General features: G+C 41.1%; 13 protein-coding genes and 1 pseudogene. All 14 read left to right on the top strand.

Translation table 11 applies throughout. The features are described 5' to 3' along the window. The first annotated feature begins 3 nt into the window (after positions 1–3). The 14 genes and pseudogenes from E7Y33_RS00425 to E7Y33_RS00360 all read left to right on the top strand — a co-directional run bounded on the left by E7Y33_RS00425 (position 4) and on the right by E7Y33_RS00360 (position 25,091). Positions 4–861: a bifunctional methylenetetrahydrofolate dehydrogenase/methenyltetrahydrofolate cyclohydrolase gene (locus E7Y33_RS00425; protein WP_084860134.1), complete on the top strand. Its 858-nt coding sequence runs from the start codon at positions 4–6 to the stop codon at positions 859–861. 4 nt (positions 862–865) lie between these two features. Next, the gene (locus E7Y33_RS00420; RefSeq protein WP_139689327.1) at positions 866–1,639 is read left to right on the top strand and encodes an HAD hydrolase family protein; all 774 of its coding nucleotides are present in this window, start codon (positions 866–868) and stop codon (positions 1,637–1,639) included. 55 nt (positions 1,640–1,694) lie between these two features. Next, a complete protein-coding gene (locus tag E7Y33_RS00415) occupies positions 1,695–2,546 on the top strand; it encodes an NAD(P)H-hydrate dehydratase (RefSeq protein WP_139689326.1) in 852 nt (283 codons plus the stop codon). Positions 2,547–2,745: 199 nt separating this feature from the next. Beyond that, entirely contained in the window at positions 2,746–5,235 is a 2,490-nt protein-coding gene (locus tag E7Y33_RS00410) for a bifunctional DnaQ family exonuclease/ATP-dependent helicase (RefSeq protein WP_419865820.1), read from the top strand. A gap of 5 nt (positions 5,236–5,240) precedes the next feature. Next, positions 5,241–6,464 (top strand): FtsW/RodA/SpoVE family cell cycle protein, encoded by a 1,224-nt coding sequence (locus E7Y33_RS00405; RefSeq protein WP_139689324.1) that lies wholly within the window; start codon positions 5,241–5,243, stop codon positions 6,462–6,464. A gap of 10 nt (positions 6,465–6,474) precedes the next feature. Further along, complete coding sequence (locus E7Y33_RS00400; RefSeq protein ID WP_139689323.1) at positions 6,475–7,029, top strand: DJ-1 family glyoxalase III; 555 nt, start codon at positions 6,475–6,477, stop codon at positions 7,027–7,029. Between the two features lie 373 nt (positions 7,030–7,402). Next, on the top strand, positions 7,403–8,266 hold the full coding sequence (locus E7Y33_RS00395) for a helix-turn-helix domain-containing protein (RefSeq protein ID WP_000894366.1): 864 nt from the start codon (positions 7,403–7,405) through the stop codon (positions 8,264–8,266). An 86-nt stretch (positions 8,267–8,352) separates the two neighbouring features. After that, positions 8,353–13,080, top strand: coding sequence for a glycoside hydrolase family 70 protein (locus tag E7Y33_RS00390; RefSeq protein WP_139689322.1), 4,728 nt, complete (start codon positions 8,353–8,355; stop codon positions 13,078–13,080). 460 nt (positions 13,081–13,540) lie between these two features. Beyond that, complete coding sequence (locus E7Y33_RS00385; RefSeq protein ID WP_337189386.1) at positions 13,541–14,104, top strand: HAD-IA family hydrolase; 564 nt, start codon at positions 13,541–13,543, stop codon at positions 14,102–14,104. Positions 14,105–14,117: 13 nt separating this feature from the next. Then, positions 14,118–16,064 (top strand): DNA topoisomerase (ATP-hydrolyzing) subunit B, encoded by a 1,947-nt coding sequence (gene gyrB / locus E7Y33_RS00380; protein WP_000134070.1) that lies wholly within the window; start codon positions 14,118–14,120, stop codon positions 16,062–16,064. Positions 16,065–16,144: 80 nt separating this feature from the next. Next, positions 16,145–17,872 carry a septation ring formation regulator EzrA gene (ezrA, locus tag E7Y33_RS00375; protein ID WP_139689320.1) on the top strand — a complete coding sequence of 576 codons (1,728 nt, stop codon included), beginning with the start codon at positions 16,145–16,147 and terminating at the stop codon, positions 17,870–17,872. A 103-nt stretch (positions 17,873–17,975) separates the two neighbouring features. Continuing rightward, positions 17,976–19,366, top strand: a pseudogene (gene pgdA, locus E7Y33_RS00370) (peptidoglycan-N-acetylglucosamine deacetylase PgdA). A gap of 81 nt (positions 19,367–19,447) precedes the next feature. Then, complete coding sequence (locus tag E7Y33_RS00365) at positions 19,448–20,290, top strand: aldo/keto reductase (protein ID WP_000844461.1); 843 nt, start codon at positions 19,448–19,450, stop codon at positions 20,288–20,290. 289 nt (positions 20,291–20,579) lie between these two features. Continuing rightward, complete coding sequence (locus E7Y33_RS00360) at positions 20,580–25,091, top strand: S8 family serine peptidase (RefSeq protein ID WP_139689319.1); 4,512 nt, start codon at positions 20,580–20,582, stop codon at positions 25,089–25,091. Positions 25,092–25,207: the final 116 nt, after the last annotated feature.

Here is a 25,207-nt window from a genome sequence, read left to right as displayed (position 1 = left end):
GATATGGCACAGATTATTGATGGGAAGGCTCTTGCGGCTAAGTTACAAGGACAGTTGACTGAAAAGACGGCCAAACTAAAAGAAGAAACAGGTTTAGTTCCAGGCTTGGTGGTGATTTTGGTTGGAGATAATCCAGCCAGCCAAGTCTACGTCCGTAACAAGGAACGTTCAGCCCGGGCTGCTGGTTTCCGTAGTGAAGTAGTGCGAGTTCCAGAGACCATTACCCAAGCGGAATTGTTAGACTTGATTTCCAAATACAATCAAGATCCAGCTTGGCATGGGATTTTAGTCCAGTTACCTTTGCCAAAACATATTGACGAAGAGGCAGTTTTATTAGCCATTGACCCCGAAAAAGACGTGGATGGTTTCCATCCCCTAAACATGGGTCGCCTCTGGTCTGGTCATCCAGTTATGATTCCTTCAACACCTGCAGGAATTATGGAGATGTTTCATGAGTATGGGATTGACTTGGAAGGTAAAAATGCGGTTGTCATCGGTCGTTCAAATATTGTTGGAAAACCCATGGCTCAGCTTCTTTTGGCTAAAAATGCGACTGTGACCTTGACCCACTCACGCACCCATCATCTTGCCAAGGTGGCTGCTAAGGCAGATATTCTAGTGGTTGCTATCGGTCGCGCTAAGTTTGTGACTGCTGACTTTGTCAAACCAGGAGCGGTTGTCATTGACGTTGGGATGAACCGAGATGAAAATGGCAAGCTTTGTGGAGATGTTGATTATGATGCTGTTGCACCACTTGCCAGCCACATCACACCTGTACCGGGTGGAGTTGGCCCTATGACGATTACCATGCTAATGGAGCAAACCTATCAGGCAGCGCTTCGAACACTAAACAAGGACTAGGAAGATGAAATTCGTATTTGACCTGGATGGAACGCTATCTTTTGACTACATGACCATAGATGAGGAGATTCAGCAGGTTCTTTTAAAGGCTGAAGATTATGGGCATGAGCTTGTGTTTGCCTCAGCTCGCTCTTATCGGGATTGTTTGGGCTTGTTGGGTCCTGTACTCAGTCAGCGTTTGGTTATAGGTTTGAATGGTGGCGTAGCCTATTATCTGGGGAAAGCTATCTATGAAAGAAATCTCGATGCTAGAGTTTATCAGGCGCTAGTGGATTATTGCCAGACCTACAATCTCCCTTTCTTTGTGGACGATTGCTTTGACTATAGTGGTCAGATTGTAGAGAAGATTCCATTTATTTCCAGTGTGGATCCCCTAAAGGTAGCTCGTCATCAGAAACTCGAGGACTTAGGTACTCCGATTAAGGTAGTCGTTTATATGGGTGACCATGAGGAGTTGCTTGATGATCTGCTTGGTCAGCTAGAAAGACTAGGACAGGCTCATCTCTCCTATCATGCGCATGAAAAGTGCCTTTATGTTAATCCCTTGGATACTCATAAGGCGACAACTGTTGAAAAGTTATGTGGGGAGAACTTCATCGCTTTTGGAAATGACCAAAACGATATTGAACTATTTAAAACGTCTCTCTATTCTGTCCAGATAGGAGATTTTGCTGGCCTTACTCCATATGCAGATGACACGTTAGAGCTAAAAGGAGAACCTTCTCCAGCAGTAGCAGCTAAAATCTTACAGACTTTTGCGGAATTTAAGGGAAAATAGATAGAAGGAGGTTTGCCCCTCCTTTTGTAGTATAATGGAGTGAGAGGGAAAAACGATGAAAGTGATTGATCAAGCCTTACTAGAAAAAGTCATTATTGAACGTTCTCGTACCAGTCATAAAGGAGACTATGGCCGTCTGCTCTTGCTTGGTGGAACCTATCCTTATGGAGGTGCTATCATCATGTCAGCCATTGCAGCTGTAAAAAGCGGCGCTGGTTTGGTGACTGTTGGCACGGATAAGGAGAATATTCCGGCTCTGTACAGTCATTTACCTGAGGCCATGGCATTTTCTCTTCAAGACCAGCAATTGTTAAAAGAGCAGTTGGAAAAGGCAGAAGTTGTCTTGCTAGGTCCGGGTTTGCGAGAGGATGCATTTGGAGAAGAACTCGTAAAACGGGTCTTTGACAGCCTTAGAAAAGACCAGATTTTGATTGCAGATGGCGGTGCTTTGGGCATCTTAGCAAACGGCCAGTTACCGTTTCCTTCCAGTCAGCTCATCCTAACTCCCCACCAAAAGGAATGGGAAAGATTATCTGGTACAGCTCTTGACCATCAAAATACAGAGACGACTGCTAGGGCTCTTTCATCTTTTCCACAAGGAACGATTCTAGTCGAGAAGGGGCCAGCAACTCGTATCTGGCAAGCTGGCAAACCTGAATACTATCAGTTACAGGTTGGAGGCCCCTATCAAGCAACTGGTGGGATGGGAGATACTCTGGCTGGGATGATTGCAGGTTTTGCAGGTCAGTTTGACCAAGTCAGTCTCTATGAAAGAGTGGTGGCAGCGACTCATCTGCACTCAGCCATTGCTCAAGAACTAGCTCAAGAAAACTACCTTGTCTTGCCAACAGAAATTAGCAAGCTACTCTCAAAAACAATGAAAAAAATATCTCAAAAAGGCAACTAATTCCTTGGTTGTCTTTTTATGTTGATGTAGCTTTGTTAATAAGGTTTTCAAATACCTCAGAATCAGGAATCAACTGCTGAACTTGCGTGAAATTCTCACTTTTAAGGTCTGGGTTTTTACTCAAACTCACAAGGAAAGTGAGATTGTTATCAAAGTTGAGGGGTGTCAAATCATGCTTTTTTTGATATAATTTTTAATGATGAATGCGAGAAATGATCGGTATGTGGTCGTTGATTTAGAGGCGACCAGCACCGGAAGCAAGGCAAAAATTATTCAAGTAGGCATTGTGGTGATTGAGAATGGTGAAATCATCGATCAGTATGCGACTGATGTCAATCCCCACGAACCCTTGGATTCTCATATCAAAGAATTAACAGGTCTGACCGATCAACGCTTGGCTGCGGCACCAGAGTTTTCTCAGGTGGCCGGAAAAATTTTTGAATTGGTTAAGGACGATATTTTTGTTGCGCATAATGTACAGTTTGATGCCAACCTTCTTGCAGAATTTCTCTTTTTTGAAGGATATGAATTGCGTACACCTCGGGTGGATACAGTTGAGCTTGCCCAAGTTCTGTATCCTCAGTTTGAAAAGTATAACTTAGGTATCCTTTGTCAAGAGTTGGGCATTGAGCTGGAACATGCCCATACTGCCCTGTCAGATGCTCAGGCAACAGCTGAACTCTTGCTTTACATGCGTCAAAAACTTTTTGAGCTACCAAAAGGGCTTTTAGAAAGCTTGTTAAACCTTGCAGACAACCTTCTCTATGAAAGTTATCTGGTGATTGAGGAGGTCTATCAGCAACAATCTCTCTTGTCTTCGCCAGACTTGATGGAACTTCATGGACTTTTCCTCAGAAAGGAAAGCAAAGCCTTAGTCCCACGAAAGTTATCCAAAGACTTTGCTAAAAACATTTCTTTATTGGGGCTGGAGGAGCGTCCGCAACAGTTGGAATTTGCGGAGAAGATTGAGCACTTATTGGAAGAACACCAGACTTCCTTTATCCAAGCCCAAACGGGACTGGGCAAGACTTATGGTTATCTCCTCCCAGCTTTGAACTTGGAGAGTCAAGCAGGTATCCTAGTGAGTGTTCCGACCAAAATTCTTCAAAATCAGATTATGCAAGAAGAAGGTCAGCGCTTAAAAGAGGTCTTCCATCTGGAAATTCATAGTCTCAAGGGTCCTCAAAATTACTTGAAATTGGATGCTTTTCATCAAATTCTCCATCGACCGGAGTCCAATCGCCTTTTTACACGCTTTAAAATGCAACTGCTCATCTGGCTAACGGAGACAGAGACTGGTGATTTAGACGAAATCGGGCAACTTTATCGCTATCAGCACTTTCTGCCTGAACTAGTCCACGATGGCAAGCTTTCAAAGAAAAGTTTATTTGCTACAGAGGATTTTTGGAAACGAGGGCAGGAAAAGGTCAAGACCAGTCGTGTTCTTCTGACCAATCATGCCTATCTGGTCACTCGTTTGGAGGACAATCCAGAGTTTGTCGATAACCGTTTGCTGATCTTGGATGAAGTACAAAAAATGCTGCTAGCTCTCGAAAATCTAGCCCAGCAGGCTTATCGCCTTGAGGAACTTGTAACCCAGCTTGATAAGTCCATAGAGTCAGAGGAAGATTTGGTTCAGAAGCGCTTGCTTGAGAGTATTGGCTTTGAATGTCGTTACTTGATAGAGCACTACCAGTCAGGCCTTAAGAATGGAAAGTGGTTGGATTCTCTCGAACACTTGCGCCAGCATTTTTCGGAGTTAGCTCTCCCAGAGTATCGAGAGCTTGCAAACTTTTTCACCTCGGACCGTGAATTTTGGCTTGCTATAGCCGAGAAATCGAGCAATGATGTCTTGATTTGTTCAAGTAAAAAAGGCCGCTTTATACTAGCAGATTTATTGCCAGAAGATTGTAGGCTCCTAGGAGTATCGGCCACTCTTGAAATCAGCAACCGGGTTTCCTTAGCAGATTTATTGGGATTTCCAGACGCTCCGCTTGTTAGGCTTGATGTAGCAAAACAGGAGCAACAAGAAGTCTTTCTAGTCAATGATTTTCCTCTTGTGACAGAAGTTTCGCCTTTTGACTATGCTAGTGAAGTGGCTTCTGTCATTCGAAGCTTACAAGCCTTTCAAGAACCCTTATTGGTTTTGTTTACCTCAAAAGAGATGTTGCTGGCAGTTTCGGACCTGCTCGACCAACCGCATCTAGCTCAGTATAAAAATGGGGAACCAAGCCAACTGAAAAAACGTTTTGAAAAAGGTGAACGTCAGATCTTGCTTGGAACAGGCAGTTTCTGGGAAGGAGTTGATTTTTCAACCCATCCTTGCGTGATTCAAGTGATTCCGAGATTGCCTTTCCAAAATCCCCAAGAACCGTTAACCAAAAAACTAAACCAAGAGCTGCGTCAAGAAGGGAAAAATCCTTTTTATGATTATCAGTTACCGATGGCGATTATTCGGTTAAAGCAGGCCCTTGGTCGTACTGTTAGACGGTCTGACCAAGGTTCGGTTGCTGTGATTTTAGACAGTCGTGTCGTCAGCAAGCGTTATGGCAAACAAATCGCTCAAGCCTTGTCAAAAGAAAGGACTGTTCAGGTCCTTTCTAGAGACCAGCTAGAGCCTGCTGTAGCTGATTTTCTCCAATCTCGTCGCAATAGAATGAAAGAAAAATCCCAGAAAGAGAAAAGGTAAAAAATATGAAACGTTCACTCGACTCTCGAGTCGATTATAGCCTTCTCCTACCAGTGTTTTGTTTACTGGTGATTGGAGTAGTGGCCATTTATATAGCAGTTAGTCATGACTATCCAAATAATGTATTACCAATTCTAGGTCAGCAAATCGCTTGGATTTCCTTGGGGCTTGTCATTGGATTTGTGGTCATGTTCTTTAATACCGAGTTTTTATGGAAGGTGACTCCCTATCTTTATGGTCTAGGGTTGGCTTTGATGGTTCTCCCTCTTGTTTTCTTCAATCCAAATCTTGTAGCGTCAACAGGTGCCAAGAACTGGGTATCGATTGGTGGAACGACACTTTTCCAGCCATCGGAATTCATGAAGATTTCCTATATCTTGATGTTGGCTCGAGCCATTGTAAGATTCACTCAAAAACACAAGGAATGGCGACGGACTATTCCCTTGGATTTCCTATTGATTGGTTGGATGATCGCCTTTACCATACCAGTCTTGCTCCTCTTAGCCCTACAAAGTGATCTGGGGACTGCCTTGGTCTTTGTAGCTATTTTTTCCGGTATGGTTCTCCTTTCAGGTGTTTCGTGGAAGATTATCATTCCGGTCTTTGTGACAGGAGTGACTGCAGTTGCAGGCTTCATGGCCATCTTTATAAGCAAGGATGGACGTGCCTTCTTGCATCAGATTGGGATGCCAACTTACCAGATTAACCGCATCTTGGCTTGGCTCAATCCCTTTGACTTTGCGCAAACAACGACTTACCAACAGGCGCAGGGACAAATTGCGATTGGAAGTGGTGGCTTGTTTGGACAAGGTTTCAATGTGTCCAATCTCCTCATTCCAGTACGTGAAAGTGATATGATTTTTACCGTAATTGCTGAAGACTTTGGCTTCATTGGTTCGGTCTTTGTCGTTGCTTTATACTTGCTTCTTATTTACCGGATGTTGAAGATTACGCTCAGGTCAAATAACCAGTTCTACACCTACATTTCGACTGGATTTATCATGATGTTGCTCTTCCATATCTTTGAAAATATCGGTGCCGTGACAGGCTTACTTCCTTTGACAGGGATTCCTCTGCCTTTCATCTCTCAAGGGGGCTCCGCAATTATTAGCAACCTCATTGGTGTCGGTCTCCTCTTGTCTATGAGTTACCAGACCAATCTAGCAGAAGAGAAAAGTGGAAAAGTTCCATTCAAACGAAAGAAAGTCGTCCTAAAACAAATCAAATAAGGAGGCCACTATGGCAACAGTAGCAGTTATTTTAGCCCAGGGTTTTGAAGAAATTGAAGCCTTGACAGTAGTTGATGTCTTGCGTCGAGCAAACATTTCTTGTGATATGGTAGGATTTGAAGAGCAGGTGACAGGGTCACATGACATTCAGGTAAAAGCTGACCGTATCTTTGATGGTGATTTGTCCGACTATGACTTGGTAGTTCTTCCAGGTGGTATGCCAGGCTCAGCTCACCTACGGGATAATCCAGCCCTCATTTCACAGATTAAAGCCTTTGACCAAGCTGGAAAGAAAATTGCTGCCATCTGTGCAGCCCCAATTGCTCTTCATCAAGCAAGTATCCTGAAAGACAAGCACTTTACTTGTTATGACGGAGTTCAGGAGCAAATTACTGACGGAATTTATCAAAAGCAAACCGTGGTTGTGGATGGTAATCTAACAACTAGCCGAGGACCATCAACCGCACTTGCCTTTGCCTATGAGTTGGTAGAGCAGTTGGGAGGAGATGCTGAAAGTTTACGAGTCGGCATGCTCTATCGAGATGTCTTTGGAAATCAACAGTAAAACGAGAGTTCGGCTCTCGTTTTTTAATTTACTCCATTTCTAAAAAATGTTTCATATGATTGTCTTACGCTTTTATATCAATCTTTTATAAATCAATCAAGCTTTGTCTAGCATAAGAAGGAAATCTATCTCTAGAAATGTTAGTGGTTTCAAGTTGTTAGATAGAATACTTCAGATTGTTACTGAAATCAAAAGATTCTTGAAAAAGATAGAATATTCAACAAATGCTATATTAAACGGTCTTATCATGCGAATTAATCTGCTTGTATTAATTTGAAATATAAAGTACTTTCTCTGTAATGTAATTGAAACATGTTACTAGTATATTAAAATTAGTCAGAATTTTTTGCATATACGAAACTGGGGGAGTGATATGTTGGAAACTTTTGGAAAAATATTCAAAGTCATTAGAGAATCAAAAAAAATGTCCCTGAAAGAGGTAGCTGCTGGTGATATTTCCGTGGCTCAGCTATCCCGTTTTGAACGGGGAGTCAATGGGATCACACTTGATTCTTTTTATTGCTGTTTAAAAAATATGGCCGTTTCCCTAGAGGAGTTTCAGTATGTTTACCATAATTACATTGATTCAGATGATGTGCTGTTCTCAAAAAAAGTAGCTGATGCATATCAGGAAAACAATGTTGTCAAGCTCCAAAATATTTTGTCAAGCTCAGAAGCTTTGACTGAACAGTTTCCTGAGAAGAAAAACTATAAACTCAATACGATCATTGTCAGGGCTCTCTTGTCCTCCTGTTGCTCAGATTTTCAGATTAGCAAGAAGGATATTGAATTTCTGACGGATCATCTCTTTTCTGTTGAGGAGTGGGGACGTTATGAACTCTGGCTTTTTACAAACAGTGTTGATTTGATGACCTTGGAAACGCTGGAAACCTTCGCTAGTGAGATGATCAATCGTACCCAGTTTTATAACAACCTACCTGAAAATCGCCGCCGTATTATCAAGATGCTACTTAATGTCATTAGTGTCTGTATAGAAGGGAACCACCTGCTAGTTGCTATGAGGTTTCTCAATTATCTCGACCACTCTAAAATTCCTGAAACAGATCTATATGATCGAACGCTGATTAAGTATCATAGGGCTCTCTACTCCTACAAGGTTGGGAATACCAATGCTCTCAGTGACATCGAGCAATGCCTATCTTTTTTTGAATTTTTAGATTCCTTTGGTGTTGCCCAAAAGCTTAAAGAACAGTTTGAAAGAATTTGCCTTTCATAGTTGTAGATGTGCAACAAAAAATGATCATTTTGAAAAATATACTAGAATAAGAGCATAACTTTATACTAAATTCAGAAGGAGGCTTTATGATGGAGAAAAAGATTCATTATAAGATGCATAAAGTTAAGAAAAACTGGGTAGCCATTGCTTTGACTACCTTGGCCCTTATTGTAGCACCAAAGGTACTTGGTCTAGAACCAGGCGTTGTCCATGCGGATGATGTAAAGCAGGTTGTAGTTCAAGAACCTGCTACAGCTCAGACTAGTGGTTCGGGTCAGCAAACTCCAGCCCAAGCTAAAATAGCATCTGAGCAAGAAGCAGAAAAAGTAACCCCTGCAGACAAGGTGACAGACGATGTTGCTGCTAGTGAAAAGCCTGCTAAACCAGCAGAAAATACAGAAGCAACAGTTCAAACCAATGCTCAAGAGCCTGCTAAACCAGCAGATACGAAAGAAGCATCTACAGAAAAGGCTGCTGTTGCTGAAGAAGTTAAAGCTGCTAATGCAATCACAGAAACTCCTAAAACTGAAGTAGCAGACCAGAATAAACAAGCAAGGCCAACAACTGCCCAAGACCAAGAAGGCGACAAACGAGAAAAAACGGCTGTTGAAGACAAGATTGTTGCAAATCCAAAGGTTGCAAAGAAAGATCGCTTGCCCGAACCTGCTCAAAAACAAGGAGCAGTGGCTGAAAGAATGGTGGCAGATCAGGCTCAACCTGCACCTGTAAATGCTGACCATGATGATGATGTCCTATCTCATATTAAGACCATTGATGGTAAAAATTACTATGTTCAGGACGATGGTACAGTTAAAAAGAACTTTGCAGTTGAACTTAATGGGAGAATACTTTATTTTGATGCAGAAACTGGTGCCTTAGTTGATTCAAATGAATATCAGTTCCAACAAGGAACCAGCAGTCTCAATAATGAATTCTCTCAAAAGAATGCTTTTTACGGCACGACTGACAAGGATATCGAAACTGTAGACGGTTATTTGACAGCAGATAGCTGGTATCGTCCAAAGTTCATCTTAAAAGATGGAAAAACATGGACGGCTTCGACAGAAACAGACTTACGTCCCCTTTTGATGGCTTGGTGGCCTGATAAGCGTACTCAGATTAATTACCTCAACTATATGAACCAGCAAGGTCTGGGAGCAGGTGCTTTTGAAAACAAAGTTGAACAAGCTCTCCTGACAGGAGCTTCTCAGCAGGTTCAGCGCAAGATTGAGGAAAAAATTGGTAAAGAAGGCGATACCAAATGGTTGAGAACGCTGATGGGTGCCTTTGTCAAAACCCAGCCAAATTGGAATATCAAGTCAGAGTCTGAAACAACTGGTACTAAAAAGGACCACTTGCAGGGTGGAGCTTTGCTTTATACCAATAATGAGAAGAGCTCTCATGCTGACTCTAAGTTCCGTCTACTTAACCGTACCCCTACTAGTCAAACAGGTACACCTAAGTACTTCATTGACAAGTCAAATGGTGGTTATGAGTTCTTGCTCGCTAACGACTTTGACAACTCTAATCCAGCTGTTCAAGCCGAACAACTCAACTGGTTGCATTTTATGATGAACTTTGGAAGTATCGTAGCCAATGATCCGACTGCTAATTTTGATGGAGTTCGTGTCGATGCGGTGGACAATGTCAACGCAGACTTGCTCCAAATCGCATCTGACTACTTCAAGTCTCGCTACAAGGTGGGAGAAAGTGAAGAAGAAGCCATCAAGCATTTGTCTATCTTGGAAGCTTGGTCTGATAACGATCCTGACTACAACAAAGATACTAAAGGTGCTCAACTAGCAATTGACAACAAGCTACGCTTGTCCTTGCTTTATTCATTCATGCGTAATCTATCTATCCGTAGCGGAGTAGAGCCTACGATTACAAATAGTCTAAATGACCGTTCTTCTGAAAAGAAAAATGGCGAACGGATGGCTAACTATATCTTTGTTCGGGCTCATGACAGTGAAGTACAAACTGTTATTGCTGACATCATCCGAGAAAATATCAATCCAAATACGGATGGTTTGACCTTTACCATGGATGAACTCAAGCAAGCCTTCAAGATCTACAACGAAGATATGCGCAAGGCAGACAAGAAGTATACGCAGTTCAACATCCCAACTGCTCATGCCCTCATGCTCTCCAATAAAGACTCTATCACTCGGGTCTACTATGGTGACCTCTATACCGATGATGGTCAATACATGGAGAAAAAATCTCCTTACCACGATGCTATCGATGCCTTGTTGCGTGCTCGTATTAAGTATGTAGCAGGTGGACAAGACATGAAAGTCACATATATGGGTGTACCTCGTGAGGCTGATAAATGGTCTTACAATGGTATTTTGACTTCTGTGCGCTACGGTACTGGTGCCAATGAAGCAACAGATGAAGGAACAGCAGAAACTCGTACTCAAGGGATGGCTGTTATTGCTTCTAACAACCCTAACCTGAAACTGAACGAATGGGATAAACTGCAAGTCAATATGGGAGCAGCCCACAAGAATCAATACTATCGCCCTGTGCTTTTGACGACCAAAGATGGTATTTCCCGTTATCTAACTGACGAAGAAGTGCCGCAATCGCTCTGGAAGAAGACAGATGCTAATGGTATTTTAACCTTTGATATGAATGATATTGCAGGCTACAGCAATGTACAGGTTTCTGGATATCTGGCTGTTTGGGTACCAGTTGGCGCTAAGGCAGATCAGGATGCTCGTACAACAGCAAGCAAGAAGAAAAACGCTAGTGGTCAGGTCTACGAATCTAGCGCAGCCCTTGATTCTCAGTTGATTTACGAAGGCTTCTCTAACTTCCAAGACTTTGCAACCCGCGATGACCAATATACTAATAAAGTCATTGCTAAAAATGTCAACCTCTTCAAGGAATGGGGAGTAACTTCATTTGAGCTACCACCTCAGTATGTATCTAGCCAAGACGGTACTTTCTTAGATTCTATCATTCAGAATGGTTATGCCTTTGAAGACCGCTACGATATGGCGATGAGCAAGAACAATAAATATGGTTCTTTAAAAGATTTGCTCAATGCTCTTCGTGCGCTTCACAGTGTTAATATCCAAGCCATCGCGGACTGGGTACCAGACCAAATCTATAACCTACCAGGTAAGGAAGTGGTAACAGCAACACGTGTCAATAACTACGGAACCTACCGTGAAGGCGCAGAAATCAAGGAAAAACTCTATGTAGCTAATAGTAAGACTAATGGGACTGATTTCCAAGGTAAGTACGGTGGCGCCTTCTTAGATGAGCTCAAAGCTAAATATCCAGAGATCTTTGAACGAGTACAGATTTCCAATGGTCAAAAGATGACAACAGATGAGAAGATTACCAAGTGGTCGGCTAAGTACTTCAATGGTACCAATATCTTAGGTCGTGGTGCTTACTATGTTCTTAAAGACTGGGCTAGCAACGACTATCTTACTAACAAAAATGGCGAGATAGTATTGCCTAAGCAATTAGTTAATAAGAATGCTTACACAGGATTTGTTAGTGATGCCAATGGTACTAAGTTCTATTCAACTAGTGGTTATCAAGCTAAAAATTCCTTTATCCAAGATGAAAATGGAAATTGGTATTATTTCGATAAACGAGGTTATCTAGTAACAGGTGCTCATGAAATTGATGGCAAGCACGTTTATTTCTTGAAGAATGGTATTCAACTTCGTGATTCTATCCGTGAAGATGAAAATGGTAATCAGTACTACTATGATCAAACTGGTGCCCAAGTTCTCAACCGTTACTACACTACTGATGGTCAAAACTGGCGTTACTTTGATGCCAAGGGCGTTATGGCTCGAGGTCTTGTCAAGATAGGAGATGGACAGCAATTCTTTGATGAAAACGGCTATCAGGTTAAGGGCAAGATTGTGAGTGCTAAAGATGGCAAACTTCGTTACTTTGACAAGGATTCAGGAAATGCTGTTATCAATCGTTTTGCTCAAGGTGATAACCCAAGTGATTGGTACTATTTCGGAGCAGATGGAGTTGCAGTGACAGGTCTTCAAAAGATTGGTCAACAAACACTTTACTTTGATCAAGATGGTAAGCAAGTCAAGGGTAAAATCGTGACACTTTCGGATAAGAGTATCCGTTACTTTGATGCCAACTCAGGAGAAATGGCAGTCGGCAAGTTTGCAGAAGGTGCCAAGAACGAATGGTATTACTTTGACCAAACTGGAAAAGCAGTGACAGGCCTTCAAAAGATTGGCAAACAAACACTTTACTTTGACCAAGATGGTAAGCAAGTCAAGGGTAAAGTAGTAACTTTGGCTGATAAATCCATTCGTTACTTTGATGCCAATTCAGGAGAAATGGCAGTCGGCAAGTTTGCAGAAGGTGCCAAGAACGAATGGTATTACTTTGACCAAACTGGAAAAGCAGTGACAGGCCTTCAAAAGATTGGCAAACAAACACTTTACTTCGACCAAGATGGCAAGCAAGTCAAGGGTAAAATCGTGACACTTTCAGATAAGAGTATCCGTTACTTTGATGCGAACTCAGGAGAGATGGCAACCAACAAGTTTGTCGAAGGTTCCCAAAATGAGTGGTACTATTTTGACCAAGCTGGAAAAGCAGTGACAGGCTTGCAGCAGGTTGGTCAACAGACTCTCTATTTCACGCAAGACGGCAAGCAAGTCAAAGGAAAAGTTGTTGATGTGAATGGGGTTAGTCGATATTTCGATGCCAATTCAGGGGATATGGCTCGAAGCAAATGGATTCAACTTGAAGATGGAAGTTGGATGTATTTTGACCGCGATGGTAGAGGTCAAAACTTCGGAAGAAACTAATCGAATTTAGCTCAACAAAAATCAAACTTTATCTGATGATATACAAAAACGATAACTCCCTTAAAGGACGTTATCGTTTTTTGCCTGTTTGGAGAATAAATTACAATTGAAAAGAAAGATGGAATCATTGGAAACTGAAATGAATTAACAAGAGATTCCATATTGCAATAATCTTTTTCTACACTCTATTGTGGTATTCAAAGCAATGAGGATTCTATTTTTAAGGTTTGGAAATCCAAAAGCGTTTCGTTTGCGAATAATGACGCGGTTGTCAGTAGTTTCTATTTTTTAATTTGTACATTTGAGATAAGAAAGATTTTGCTTGATTATTCATAGAGGAGCTATTCTTCACAAAGAGGCTCCATCGATGCAATAGTGTTTTACTCTCTATAGAAATTATAGAGCCGAAAAATCTAGGAAATCATCGCTTTTTTCATAAAAAAATGGTATAATGAAGGGTATGAAATATCACGACTATATATGGGATTTAGGTGGTACCCTATTGGATAATTATGAGACTTCTACTGCAGCCTTTGTAGAAACCTTAGCCCAATATGGAATAGAGCAAGAACACGACCGAGTCTACGAAGCCTTGAAGGTTTCGACAGCTTTTGCCATCGAGAAGTTTGCACCAGATATCGAGGATTTTTTAGAGAACTATAAAGAAAATGAAGCGCGTGAGCTAGAAGATCCGGTTTTGTTTGAGGGAATTCCAGAATTACTCAAAGACATTTCGGACAAGGGTGGTCGCCATTTCTTGGTTTCTCATCGAAATGACCAAGTACTAGAACTTCTTGCTAAGACCCAGATAGCGAACTACTTCACCGAGGTGGTGACTGCCAGTTCTGGCTTTAAACGGAAACCAGATCCTGAGTCCATGATTTATTTACGTGATAAATATCATATTACATCTGGTTTGGTCATTGGTGACAGAAATATTGATGTAGAAGCAGGTAAAGCTGCTGGCTTAGATGCCTATCTTTTTAATAACGTTGCGACATTGAGACAAGCAATAGACATGTAAGAAAAGGGAAAAAATGACAGAAGAAATCAAAAATCAACAGGCACAGGATTATGATGCCAGTCAAATTCAAGTTTTGGAGGGACTTGAAGCTGTTCGTATGCGTCCAGGTATGTATATTGGATCAACTTCAAAAGAAGGTCTTCACCATCTAGTATGGGAAATCGTTGATAACTCAATTGACGAAGCCCTAGCTGGATTTGCCAGTCACATCCAAGTCTTTATAGAGCCAGATAATTCCATCACCGTTGTGGATGATGGGCGTGGAATTCCTGTTGATATTCAGGAAAAAACAGGACGTCCCGCTGTTGAGACCGTCTTTACAGTTCTTCACGCTGGAGGAAAATTCGGCGGTGGCGGATATAAGGTATCAGGTGGGCTCCACGGAGTAGGTTCATCAGTAGTAAACGCTCTTTCAACTCAACTAGATGTTCATGTTCACAAAAACGGTAAGATTCATTACCAAGAATACCGTCGTGGTCATGTTGTTGCTGATCTTGAGGTGGTTGGAGATACGGATAAAACGGGAACAACAGTTCACTTCACACCAGATCCAGAGATTTTTACAGAAACAACGACTTTTGATTTTGATAAATTAAACAAACGTATTCAAGAACTAGCCTTTTTGAACCGAGGTCTTCGAATCTCCATCACAGACAAGCGTGAAGGTCTCGAACAGACTAAACATTACCACTATGAGGGTGGGATTGCTAGCTACGTTGAATATATCAACGAGAACAAGGATGTGATCTTTGATACACCAATCTACACAGACGGTGAAATGGATGATATCACAGTTGAAGTAGCCATGCAGTACACAACGGGTTACCACGAAAACGTCATGAGTTTCGCCAATAACATTCACACCCATGAAGGTGGTACGCATGAGCAAGGTTTCCGTACAGCGCTGACACGTGTTATCAATGATTATGCCCGCAAAAATAAATTGCTAAAAGACAATGAAGATAACCTAACAGGAGAAGATGTTCGTGAAGGATTGACTGCTGTTATCTCTGTCAAGCATCCAAATCCGCAGTTTGAAGGACAAACCAAGACCAAACTGGGAAATAGCGAAGTAGTCAAGATTACCAATCGCCTCTTCAGCGATGCCTTCTCTGATTTCCTCATGGAAAATCCACAGATTGCTAAGCGTATCGTGGAAAAAGGGATCTTGGCTGCCAAGGCTCGTGTAGCTGCCAAGCGTGCGCGTGAAGTCACACGCAAGAAATCTGGTTTGGAAATTTCCAATCTTCCTGGAAAACTAGCAGACTGTTCTTCGAACAACCCAGCTGAAACCGAACTCTTCATCGTCGAAGGAGACTCAGCTGGTGGATCAGCCAAATCTGGTCGTAACCGTGAGTTCCAGGCTATCCTCCCAATTCGTGGTAAGATCTTGAACGTTGAAAAAGCTAGCATGGATAAAATCCTTGCAAACGAAGAAATTCGAAGCCTTTTCACAGCCATGGGAACAGGATTTGGTGCAGAATTTGATGTCACTAAGGCTCGTTACCAAAAACTCGTTTTGATGACCGATGCCGATGTTGATGGAGCCCACATTCGAACTCTCTTGCTAACCTTGATTTATCGCTATATGAAACCAATCTTAGAGGCTGGTTATGTCTACATTGCCCAACCACCGATTTATGGGGTTAAAGTTGGAAGTGAGATCAAAGAATACATTCAACCTGGTGCAGATCAAGAAATTAAACTCCAAGAAGCCTTAGCACGTCACAGTGAAGGGCGTTCAAAACCAACCATCCAACGTTATAAAGGTTTAGGAGAAATGGATGACCACCAATTGTGGGAAACAACCATGGATCCAGAACATCGCTTGATGGCGCGTGTTTCGGTAGATGATGCTGCCGAAGCAGATAAAATCTTTGATATGTTGATGGGGGATCGAGTAGAACCTCGTCGCGAATTTATCGAAGAAAACGCTGTTTACAGTACACTTGACGTTTAAAAAATGTGGGAAATAGTTCCCTTGGTTTAAAAAATATGATATAATCATTACGATTGTTTCTAGTATAAAAGGAGTTTGATATGTCTAATGGACAACTAATTTATCTAATGGTTGCGATTGCAGTCATTCTGATCTTAGCTTATGTAACAGCCATCTTTTTACGTAAGCGTAATGTAAGCAGATTAACGGCCCTTGAAGAAAGAAAAGAAGAACTCTACAACCTTCCTGTAAATGATGAGGTTGAAGCCGTTAAAAACATGCACTTGATTGGTCAAAGTCAGGTGACCTTCCGTGAATGGAATCAAAAATGGGTTGATTTATCTCTGAACTCATTTGCTGATATCGAAAATCACCTCTTTGAAGCTGAAAGCTACAATAATTCTTTCCGTTTCTTTAAGGCAACACACAAGATTGATCAGATTGAGAGCCAAATCGGCTTGATTGAAGAAGACATTGCTGCTATTCGCAATGCTCTCTCAGAACTTGAAAAGCAAGAATCTAAGAATAGTGGCCGTGTCCTTCATGCCTTGGACTTGTTTGAATCCCTTCAACATACCGTTGCAGAAGACTCAGAGAAGTATGGGAAAGCTCTTCCTGAGATTGAGAAGCAATTGGAAAACATCCAATCGGAATTCTCTCAATTTGTTACCCTAAATTCATCAGGTGACCCGGTTGAAGCCGCAGCAATTCTTGATTCAACTGAAAATCATATTCTCGCTTTGACACACATCGTTGAGCGAATTCCAGCTCTTGTTGAAACCTTGACAAAGGAACTGCCAGAACAATTGGCAGATTTGGAAGAAGGTTATCGCAAGCTGTTGGATGCTAACTATCACTTTACAGAAACAGATATTGAGTCTCGGTTCCAACTTTTGCATGAATCTCTGAAAAATAATCAAGAAAATATTCGTCAGTTGGAATTGGACAATGCAGAGTATGAAAATAATCGCATCCAAGAAGAAATCAATGCGCTTTATGATATCTTCACTCGTGAAATTGCAGCTCAAAAAGTAGTTGAAAGTCTTCTTGCTACATTACCAACTTATCTCAACCACTTGAAAGAAAATAATCAGGTGCTTGTTCAAGACCTTGAACGCTTGACTAAAACCTATCTTCTTCCTGAAAGCGATGGCAATCATGTTCGTCGTCTTCAAGCAGAATTGGCTGCACTTGATACGGCAATCATGGAAGTGACAGAGGATCAAGGTGAGTCAACACAAGCCTACTCTGCTCTTGAAGAACAGTTGGAAATGCTTCAAAGCAACCTCAAGGATATTGAGGATGAGCAAATCTCTGTTAGCGAACGACTTGCCCAAATTGAAAAAGACGACCTCAATGCTCGCCAAAAAGCAAATGTCTATGTGAACCGTTTGCATACCATCAAACGTTACATGGAGAAGAGAAACTTGCCAGGTATTCCTCAAAGTTTCTTGAAACTTTTCTTTACTGCAAGTCATAACACAGAAGATCTGATGGCAGAGTTAGAACAACCGCAAGTGAATATTGAATCGGTTAAACGCGTTCTTGAAATTGCAACAAATGATATGGAAGCACTTGAAACAGAAACCTATGATATCGTTCAATATGCAACCTTGACGGAGCAACTACTCCAATACTCAAACCGTTACCGTTCATTTGATGAGCGTATCCAAGAGGCCTTCAACGAAGCGCTTGAAATTTTTGAAAAAGAGTTTGACTACCAGGCATCATTTGAAAAAATTTCACAAGCCTTGGAAGTTGCTGAACCAGGGGTTACAAACCGTTTTGTAACTTCATATGAGAAAACACGTGAAGCGATTCGTTTTTAAAAATAGAAGCTTAGAAGATTTCTAAGCTTTTTTCTTTTCCTAAAAAAAGACAGAATCCCTGTTTATCATTGAAATAATAGCCTCGATTTGATATGATGGAAATATGAAAAAAAATAGAGCGAAACGTGTTTCTCACGATAAAACGAGAAGGCTATTGCTTTCCCTTGTTGGAATCTTAGGAGTTGCTACGATTCTATTAGGGAGTGCTATTGGTTATAAGCTACTACAAAAGCAATCTTACGAACAAAAAATTGAAGCGCTAAAAAGCGAAAAGGACCAGCAATTCAACTCAGGTAGTCAGAAGGACCATTTCCGAAAAGGTCAAGCTGAGGTGATTGCCTACTACCCTCTGCAAGGAGAGGAAGTCATTGCGTCTGTTAGAGAAAAAATCAACCAGGATATCAAAGAAAAGCTGGAAGATAAAGAGGATTTGGTTTTTTATTATAGTGAGCAGTTGGACCCAGTCTTAAAGGGAGTTGTTGCTCGTAGTATCAGTAAGCAAGTCTACGATTTGTCTGCATCAAAGGTTGAAGAAAAAGAAAAGACTTCTTTAGGGAAAATTTTCTTGACTGAAGATGGGAAAGATTTTGACCTCAGCAAACTCTTCAAAGATGCAAGTAAGGCTAAGGAACTCTTACTGAGTCAAATCAAATCAACTCTAGAAGATAAGAAACTTGACCAGGCAAAAATTGATCAAGTTATAAAGAGCTTCACAGACCAAGAATTGACATCTTGGAGCTTTGATTATAAGGATAGTCAAATCATCCTTTATCCTGCTAATGCTGGAGAGACTGTTGAGGAAATTGCTTTGCCCATATCCAGTTTCTTTGATGTATTGGAGTCCTCTTATCTATTAGAAAAGGATGCTGAACTTTACCAAGCATACTTTGCTAAGAAAAATAAAAAAGTTGTAGCCTTGACCTTTGACGATGGTCCAAATCCAACTACAACCACGCAGGCTTTGGATACTTTAGCTAAATATGGTGTAAAAGCAACCTTCTTTGTACTTGGTAAAAACATTGCAGGTAATGAAAATCTTCTAAAACGAATGAAATCAGAAGGTCATGTTGTAGGAAACCACAGCTGGAGTCATCCCGTTCTTTCACAACTTTCGCTCGAAGATGCTAAAAAGCAAATCACTGATACAGAAGATTTGTAACTCAAGTTTTAGGATCAAGCTCTAAACTGATGCGTCCACCTTATGGTGCCATCACTGATGATATTCGAAACGGCCTTGATTTAAGCTTCATCATGTGGGACGTGGATAGTTTGGACTGGAAGAGTAAAAATGAGACAGCCATTTTGACAGAGATTCAACGTCAGGTTCGCAATGGTTCTATCATTCTCATGCATGATATCCATGGTCCTTCAGTTAATTCTCTACCAAGTGTCATTGAGTATTTAAAGGGTGAAGGGTATACATTTGTGACCGTTCCTGAATTGCTCAATTCTCGCTTAAAAGCTCACGAGATCTATTACGATCGTGATCAATAATTGTTAAAATCTAAAGGGGCAAGTGTTCTGATAATCAGGATTTTGTTTCTTTAGATTTTCTTCACATAGAAAGGAGAAACGATGAAATCTTACAACCTTAATAATGGAGTTTCAATTCCTGTACTAGGATTTGGAACATGGAAAGCTGAAAATGGAGAGGTGGCCTACCAAGCCGTTTTAGAAGCCTTAAAGGCCGGCTATCGTCATATCGATACTGCAGCTATCTATAAAAATGAGGAAAGTGTTGGACGTGCTATTCGAGATAGCGGTATTCCAAGACAAGAAATCTTTGTAACGACCAAACTCTGGAATACCAATCACAGCTATGATGAAGCTCGCCAAGCATTTGAAGAATCAATGGAAAAACTGGGATTGGATTATCTAGATTTGTACCTTATCCATTGGCCAAATCCTAAACCTTTAAGAGAAAATGGCGAATGGAAAACTCGCAATGCTGAAGTCTGGAGAGCGATGGAGGATCTTTACCAAGAAGGCAAAATCCGTGCCATCGGCGTTAGTAACTTCCTCCCCCATCATTTGGATACCTTGCTTGAAACAGCAAGAATCATTCCAGCGGTCAATCAGGTGCGCTTGGCACCAGGAGTTTATCAAGAGGAAGTGGTTGACTACTGTAGAGAGAAAGGAATTCTCTTAGAGGCTTGGGGACCTTTTGGCCAAGGAGAGTTGTTTGAACAGAAAGAAGTCCAAGAAATTGCTGCGAAGCATGGGAAATCAGTGGCTCAAATTGCCTTGGCTTGGAGTTTGGCAGAAAGTTTTTTACCCCTACCTAAGTCAGTGACAGTCTCTCGTATCCAGAGCAATCTCGACTGTTTTGGGATTGAACTCAGCAATGACGAGCGAGAAGTCTTAAAGACAATTTCAGTGACTTCGGGCGCACCTCGTGTGGATGAGATGGATTTTTAGTTTGTAAAATCTATTTATACTGAAATAACAAAGACTAGGAATTTTAAATCCTAGTCTTTTTGTGTATAAAAAATCTAGATTGTTTGTATAATGAAATAATTTCATGGATTGAAATATAGGAACAAATTTAGAAAATATTGGTTTGATGGAGAAAATAACACGAATGATAAAATTAAATAAGTAAGATATATACGTAAATATTACATTTTTGTGACAATTCAGATTTTTGTAAAAATTTATACCTATTTGCGCTATAATAGGTATACTTTAAAGAAAAAGGAGATTATGTATGAATAGACGACAACGTTTTTCATTACGGAAATACAAATTTGGTCTTGCTTCAGTTTTATTGGGAACTGCTTTGGTTTTTGGAGCAAGTCAAGTCAGTGCCAATGAGCAGAGTACAGGTGAAAATCAAGCTCAAACTCAGGAAATTAAGACAGAGCTAAAAGACGATAAACACTCAAACTCTGCGACTGACCAAACCAATAATAATGTGATAGCTCCAGTAGTTGGAGAGAAACAAGAAGCTGAAACTTCTAAAGAGGATGCTAGTAAACAAGATGCTAAGGTAGAAGCTTCGGTTGATAAAACTGCTGAAGCCCAAGAATCAGGAAAAGATAGCGCAGTTGCAAAAGAAGTAGACCAAGGTGTCGTTCAAAAAGAAACAACAGTCGCTACCAGTCCAGCGCCTGCTACTGAGAAGGCTTCTAACATAGAGAACAAAGAGGCTCAAGCAACGACAGCTCCTAAAACTACTGGAGAAACAGCAACTACTGAAAAAGAACAAGAAAAAGCTGAGTCTGCAAAACCCAATAGTCTTTCAAGTAATGATATCATCACAGTACCGAAAACTTGGAAGGCTGGTTACAAGGGAACAGGGACCGTTGTTGCCATTATTGACTCTGGACTTGATTTGAATCATGAGGTACTTCGAATTTCGGATCCGTCAAAAGCAAAATTTAAAAACAAGGAAGCCATTGAAGCAGCTAAAAAGGCTGCTGGAATCGACTACGGTAAATGGTATAGTGATAAGGTTGTCTATGCCTATGACTACTTTGACGGAACAGATAAAATCAAAGAAGCAGAAAGAACTTCTCATGGGATGCACGTAACAGGGATTGCAGCTGGAAACCCTGATAAAGAGGCACCAAATGGTGAAAAGGTCTATGGTGTGGCGCCTGAAGCCCAAGTCATGTTTATGCGTGTCTTTTCAGATCGCCAAAAAACGACCAGTTCTGCCCTTTATGTAAAGGCGATTGATGATGCAGTGGCCTTGGGAGCAGATGCCATTAATATGAGTTTGGGATCTAGCACTGGTTCTATGGTGGATGCTGGTTCTGATATCGTTGATGCCATCAAACGGGCTCGTGCCAAGGGAGTGTCTGTTCTTATCTCAGCAGGAAATAGCAATACATTCGGAAATGGTTATTCAAAACCGCTAGCTGAAAACCCAGACTATGGCTTGGTTGGAAATCCATCCACTGTTGAAGACTCGATTTCAGTTGCTTCTGTCAACAACAAAACATTGACAACAGCTGTTTTTGAAGTCAAAGGTCTAGAGGGAAATGCCGGCCTTCATAACGGAAAATTTGATTATAACCAACCTGAAGCAGATAAGGACTTTGAAAAGGGAAAAGAGTACGAATACGTTGAAGCCGGACTAGGTCGTGAAGAAGACTTTGCGAAGTTGGATTTAACTGGGAAACTTGCCCTCATTCAGCGTGGAGCCATGAACTTTTCAGAGAAGATCAAAAATGCACGAAAACACGGTGCAGTTGGTGCTTTGATCTACAATAATGTAGAAGGTGCAAATATCAATATGGCTATTGATGATGAAGCAAAGAAAATTCCTTCTGTATTTATTTCTAAACAGTATGGTGAAGCCTTAAAATCAGGAAAATATAAGATTGTTTTTAATGACAAGATGGATAATCGCCCTTCTGATGTAGCCAATCAGCTATCTGACTTTTCAAGTTGGGGAGTGACTACCGATGGACAATTGAAACCGGACGTGACAGCTCCTGGCGGCAATATCTATTCATCCTTTAATGACAATACCTATGGTAGTATCAGCGGAACCAGTATGGCGGCTCCTCACGTTACGGGTGTTGCAGTTCTGGTTAAGGAATACCTTCAAAAACACCATCCAGAATTGACTCCTGAGCAAGTATCAGAGACTGTCAAGGCCTTGATCATGTCAACTGCAAAACCACATGTTAATAAGGACACAGGCACTTATACCTCTCCTCGTCAGCAAGGTTCTGGTATTGTGGACACAGCTGCTGCAGTGTCAACAGACCTCTATGTAACGGGTGAAAATGGTTATCCAAGTGTGACTTTGGGAAATGTTGGAGATCAATTTACTTTCAAGGTCACTGTACACAATATTTCAGATACTGACCGTACTCTCAAGATGGTGGTGAATACCAATACAGACGAAGTTCAAGATGGAAAATTCACCCTTCGACCTCGAAAATTAACAGAGACAGTCTGGCCTGAAGTGACGGTCAAAGCCCACAGCAGTCAAACAGTCACTGTTAAAGTGGATGCTCGAAAATTTGCTGCTGAACTCAGCAAACAAATGCCAAATGGCTATTTCCTTGAAGGGTTTGTTCGCTTTGTAGATCCAGCAGATGATGGAGATATTGTGAGTCTTGCATTTATGGGCTTCCGAGGTGAATTCCAAAATCTCCCTGCTGTCGAAAAACCGATTTATAATCTTGTCCGGGAAGGAAAAAATGGATTTTACACAGAGGTAGACAAGGAAAATCCTGCCGTTAATTACTCTAATGATGCTACCTATCTCGCAACCTTGCAAAATGATCTTCTAGTATCTAAAGGTCAACGCCAAGGACGCCGAATTACCGTTCTTGGAATCGAACAAAATGCTGAAGGTAAGCATGTTCTTCAGTTGGACGAAAAAGGGAATGTCCGTATTGCTATTTCTCCAAACGATGATGGAAACAAAGACCTAGTTGAATACAAAACGGTTGCTTTGAGAAATCTTGTAAATCTTCGTGCAACAGTTTATGCGGCTACGGATACTAAGCATGAACATCCTATTTGGGAGGGCGATGCAAAGGATCTTCGTAAAAATTATTTTGATGGTGACAGTAGAAATCTGAAGAGTTATATTCTAGATAATACTGCTTGGAAAGGTCAGGATTTTGATGGCAATACCGTTGCAGATGGTTTATATGACTATGTTATTAGTTACACACCAGATGTTCCAGGAGCCAAAGAACAATACACGACCTTCAAAATTCAAATTGATACTCAAAAACCTGTCATCACAAGTGGTTATATTCGCTTTAAAGATGGAAACCAAGAATTCGTAGCTCGCAAACCAAAAGATGTCGGTCAAGGTGGTATCCTTTCAGAAAAAGTCTTCTATATCACACCATTTGACCAGAAAGGGACCATGGTTCTAACTGGGAAAGACCAGTCTGGAACTCGTGCGCTTGAAAACACCCATCTGATTAAGGCCAATGCTGATGGTAGTTATACACTTCCTAAGGATGTTGACAAGGCTAATATTTACTATCTTGTAGAGGATTATGCAGGAAATGTAGACTATATCTCACTTGCTGAACTTGTCCGCGATCAAAATAGTGGTCGAGTGAAAATTGCCTTGAAGGATGCAAAAACAAACCAGGATATTGATACCCTTTACGTCTATCGAATCAAAAATAGCAAGGGGCAATATGTTGATGTTGACAAGACAAAAGCGATTCATTTCTTACAGTTTGGTCATTATACAGCAGAAATTTTCAGTTATGACCGAACAGAATTGAAATTTATCAGTGCCTTATCCCAAGAGTTTGACTTGACGGAAGAAAATAGTTTCCAAACCATTACCTTCCTAGCAAATCTCCTAGAATATGCACCTGTGTCTGTTTCCTTCAATCAAGCAGTTCCAAAGACGACTACTGTGGTTCTGAAAGGAGAAGATGGGACAAGTATCACTCTTCCTGCTGAAAAATACGGTCAATACGCCTTTGGTAAGAAAGTTGCTACAGGTCGTTATACTGTACAAGTCACCTTGCCAACTGGATATGAACTCCTTGAAGATCTTGTTTCCTTGCTCGTTCAGCCCGGTAGAAATAATACTTTGCGCCTATCTGTTGTGTCTAAGTTGGCCTTGCTTGCCTTGGTAAATCAACAAAAAGAACTGGTAGAAACATCTCGTTACTTTAATAGTAGTGCAGATAAGAGGAGAGCTTATGATCAAGCTTTCCAAGTTGCGCGGTCAGCCTTGTCAAGCAAGTTGAAGCAAGAATTGATTGATGGAGTTCTCGCTAGTCTTGAAGCTGCTGGTAAGGCTTTGGATGGAAAAGATTCGAATGTTGCAGCTTTGAAAGAAGCCATGAAAGCTTACTATGCAACGACTAAAACTGGAAGATATGCTAATGCCAAGGAAAAAGTACGTCGAGCTTATGATCGTGCCTTCCAAGAAATTGCCTTACTAGCTGTAGATCCTAAAGTCAAACAGGATCAAATTGACCAATCTCTCATTGCCCTAGCAACAGCTAAAAGCAAACTAAATGGCAAAGCTACTGACTTCTCTAGTCTGAAGAAACTGGTCAAAGATGAACGTCTTTTCCAAGAAAAAAATGCGAGATTTATCTACGCAGATAAGAAAGAAAAAGCTGCTTATCTTCTAGCCTTTAAAGAAGCTCAGGAACTCTTGAATGATCCAGGAGCGAGCCAAGAAGATGTTAAAGATGCCATTACAGCATTGAAACATGCCAAGCGAAATCTACATGGCAAAAAACCAAAAGCAAGAAGACATCCTTAAACAGGAGTTTCTGAAGCTTTACTGATAAATGAGTCTGGAACTTTGTTTTCAGACTCATTTTTGGTTTACACTAGCTAGAAAATCTGCTATAATACTAGCTAGGAAAGAAAGTCTTA

Source organism: Streptococcus oralis (assembly GCF_006175905.1).
Lineage (GTDB): Bacteria > Bacillota > Bacilli > Lactobacillales > Streptococcaceae > Streptococcus > Streptococcus oralis_BG.
The sequence above is the reverse complement of the archived record's forward strand: the minus strand, read 5'-3'. Positions and strand labels throughout refer to the sequence as shown.